The sequence below is a fragment of the Weissella thailandensis genome, from assembly GCF_005405465.1.
GTDB classification, from domain to species: Bacteria; Bacillota; Bacilli; order Lactobacillales; family Lactobacillaceae; genus Weissella; species Weissella thailandensis.
Map to the genome: position 1 here is coordinate 1 of NZ_BJEC01000036.1, position 3233 is coordinate 3233.

The following is a 3233-nucleotide window of genomic DNA, read 5'->3' on the forward strand; positions in this document are numbered from 1 at the left end:
ATCCCCTGCTAAGAGGTAGGTTACCCACGTGTTACTCACCCGTTCGCCACTCTTTGTCAAGAAAATCAAATCAGAGCAAGCTCTTCATATCAATTAAAAACAAAGCGTTCGACTTGCATGTATTAGGCACGCCGCCAGCGTTCATCCTGAGCCAGGATCAAACTCTCATTTTAAAAGTTTGAGTATAACTCAATTTGTTGTTATTTGTTTAACAGAAGTTAAACGAATTTATTAGTGAATTGACTTCACAAATGTTTTGTATCAAGTAAAACTTGATGACCCTACACATTTGTTTCATCGAAACGATATTCAGTTTTCAATGATCAACAGTCGTTGTCTCGCTGACAACTTAATCTATATTACAGAAGTCAATTCGATTTGTCAACACTTTCTTTTAAAGAAAATTATTAATAATTGAATATCATTTGCTATAAAAACATTAACCTTCTTATTCAGTCAATATTAAAACAAATTAAACTACTATCTGTAATTTGCTATCCGCAAAAGACAACTTTTATATAATACCTCTATATGAAATATAACGCAATAGTTTTTTTGTTATTTCTAAAAATTATTACGTGTTATACTATTGAGAAGAACTTCTAAAGATTAAGGATATGAATATGGCAACTAACAAAAGTAAAATAGATCCAGAAAGATTTCTAGCTATGTTATTACAATATAGCCGAGATTCACACTACAATCATATTAATGTCAGCGTTCGACTTAATAGAAATCCCGCATATACACGGCAAGTTATGAATATTAAGCTAAAGCGGATTTCAAAAAAGTTTGGCAATGATGAACGTTTTTATGTATCAATGACCGCTGAAGAAGCAAAAAAGTTCCTTTCTTTGATAAACCATCTAAAGGAAGACATGTTTGCAAATTTTGCTAAGAAAATTACTTGGCATACAGAACTACTCGAACGAGCACAACAGGAATTTGGTTATCATCAAATACGTGAGCGTGATCAATACAACAACTTAGAATTTGAACTGCTTCTGTAGAAATTAGCTACTTATAAAAAAAGCGAAACGATCTTATATGAGACTGTTTCGCTTTTTTATATATCGTTAGGCACTGGATGTTGGGCTGTGTACAAAGCGGCAATCACGCCATGAGCCACTGATACATTCAATGAACGAACTGACCCAGTCTGCGGAATATAAATCATCTGATCAGCTGCCTTGATTAGTTCATCAGCCAATCCAATCTGTTCCTCACCAAAAAGGAATACACTTTTTTTCGGAAACTCAACCTGAAAGACATTATGTAATTCGTACCCGGGGGTATTATCAACAGCGTAAATAACATATCCTTCTGCATGCCATTGGTCAAATAGTTCTTGATAATCCAATATACGATGATGACTAATATGCTCATAATGTTGCGCACCCACAGCACCAGTTTTATTCCATTTTTTAGCACCTTCTGGGTTATTACTATCCATTGGATTGTCCGGATTTAAAAAGACAATTTCTCGTCCTGAAAAAGCATTATGGTTGCGAACTGCTGTAGCCTTATTAAAGTCATGCGTTAAATTTTGCAGAACCGTTATCATATCTCCACGACGCTGATCCAACGCTTGCATAATTTGTTCATTTGTCATGCCTTTAAAATCAGCACCCAAATTACGATAGTCTATGCCATTTTGTAAATCAATGTTACTCATTTTTAACCCCTGTTTATTTCATCAATATTATTCACACAATATCATTATACATAAATTCATCTAACAACATTTAATAACTTTGGACTTGACCACCATCTACCACAACATTGCTACCGTTAACATAGTGACTAACGCTAGAAGCTAAAAGCACAACAACATTAGCAAACTCCTCTGGCTTACCGTAACGGCCTAAAGGAATTGTTGTTTCAGATTGTTGACGAACTTTCTCAATTGATACATTATCCTTTTCTGCCTTAATTTCATCTAACGTTTGAACACGATTTGTTAATATTTGATCCGGAGAAATTGTATTTACCCGAATACCGTACTTACCGAATTCGTTTGCTAAACTTTTTGATAAACCTAATATGGCCATTCTAAAAGTATTTGATAATATCAGTCCAGATAATGGTTGTTTTGTTGATGCTGATACACTATTAATAATTACTCCCTGTGTCTTTTTCAAATCGGGTAACGCTAATCTTATTATCTGTATAGCACTTCTTAAAATAAGTTCATAGGCATCTGACCAATCGTCTTCATACAATTGCTCAAAACTAGCACTTTTAGGGCCTCCGGTATTATTAACAACAATGTCAATCAAGCCAAACTTTTTACGTGTTTTGGCTAACAGATCCTCAATATCTGATGTACTAGTTAAATCGGCCACGACATATGACAATTGGTCTCCATATGTTATTGGCCGCAATTCTTTATATGCCAAACGTAAATTTTCTAAGCTATGACTTGTAATCATCACTTTGGCACCTTCTTCTAAAAACTTCCTAGCTGTTGCAAATCCTAAACCCTGACTTGACGCGGTTACTAAAACAACCTTGTTCTTGAGTTTTAAATCCATAAGTTTACCTCCGTTATTAATTACTAAAAATTCGGCTGGTTTTGTTTTTCGATAAAAATAGAACATCAAAATAAATGAAAAAATATTATTCAAATGCTAATCTAAAATTTATTGTGTATTAAAGATAGGTACAACATATAGTATTAATTTTATAGATCCTATCTTAAATACTATTAGTTTAACCAATCAAAGGATTAACGTTTACTGTATAATAACAAATCTCTTAACAAGCAGGCTACCTAAAAAATATTTTAGTTAGATTAATTTTTACCTTTAAAAGCAACACATGCAACCTACGAATACTCTACAAAGAAAAAAAACAGTCCACATATTACTGTGAACTGCTTCCAATTGCATCGCGACGTCCTATCCTCGCAGGAGGCGATCCTCCAACTACTTTTGGCGCTACTGAGCTTAACTACTGTGTTCGGTATGGGAACAGGTGTGACCTCAGTGCCATCATCACGACACGTTTTTATTGAGTGAACTTAGTTCCCTCAAAACTGAATCATAATTACTTATTTTTCTTGCCTTACACCACTTGCTACTTGGTTAAGTCCTCGAACCATTAGTACTAGTCCGCTCCATGTGTCACCACATGTCCACTTCTAGCCTATCTACCTCATCATCTCTGAGGGGTCTTACTTCATTTCTGAATGGGAAATCTCATCTCGAGGCGAGTTTCACACTTAGATGCTT

General features: G+C 34.7%; 3 protein-coding genes and 3 rRNA genes. 1 reads left to right on the forward strand and 5 read right to left on the reverse strand.

Annotated features, from left to right (window positions below; genetic code table 11):
* Nucleotides 1-173 (reverse strand): 16S ribosomal RNA (locus tag FFM62_RS09900); the annotation flags it as partial.
* Between the two features lie 450 nt (nt 174-623).
* Here FFM62_RS09900 and FFM62_RS09905 point away from each other — a divergent pair.
* On the forward strand, nt 624-1010 hold the full coding sequence (locus FFM62_RS09905; RefSeq protein ID WP_115471751.1) for a hypothetical protein: 387 nt from the start codon (nt 624-626) through the stop codon (nt 1008-1010).
* 56 nt (nt 1011-1066) lie between these two features.
* On the opposite strand, the gene FFM62_RS09910 is transcribed toward FFM62_RS09905, so the two are convergent.
* The 4 genes from FFM62_RS09910 to FFM62_RS09925 all read right to left on the reverse strand — a co-directional run.
* Complete coding sequence (locus FFM62_RS09910) at nt 1067-1675, reverse strand: TrmH family RNA methyltransferase (RefSeq protein WP_115471752.1); 609 nt, start codon at nt 1673-1675, stop codon at nt 1067-1069.
* A gap of 70 nt (nt 1676-1745) precedes the next feature.
* Entirely contained in the window at nt 1746-2534 is a 789-nt protein-coding gene (locus tag FFM62_RS09915; protein WP_115471753.1) for an SDR family oxidoreductase, read from the reverse strand.
* A gap of 353 nt (nt 2535-2887) precedes the next feature.
* Nucleotides 2888-3004 (reverse strand): 5S ribosomal RNA (gene rrf, locus FFM62_RS09920).
* Between the two features lie 78 nt (nt 3005-3082).
* Nucleotides 3083-3233, reverse strand: a 23S ribosomal RNA gene (locus FFM62_RS09925); the annotation flags it as partial.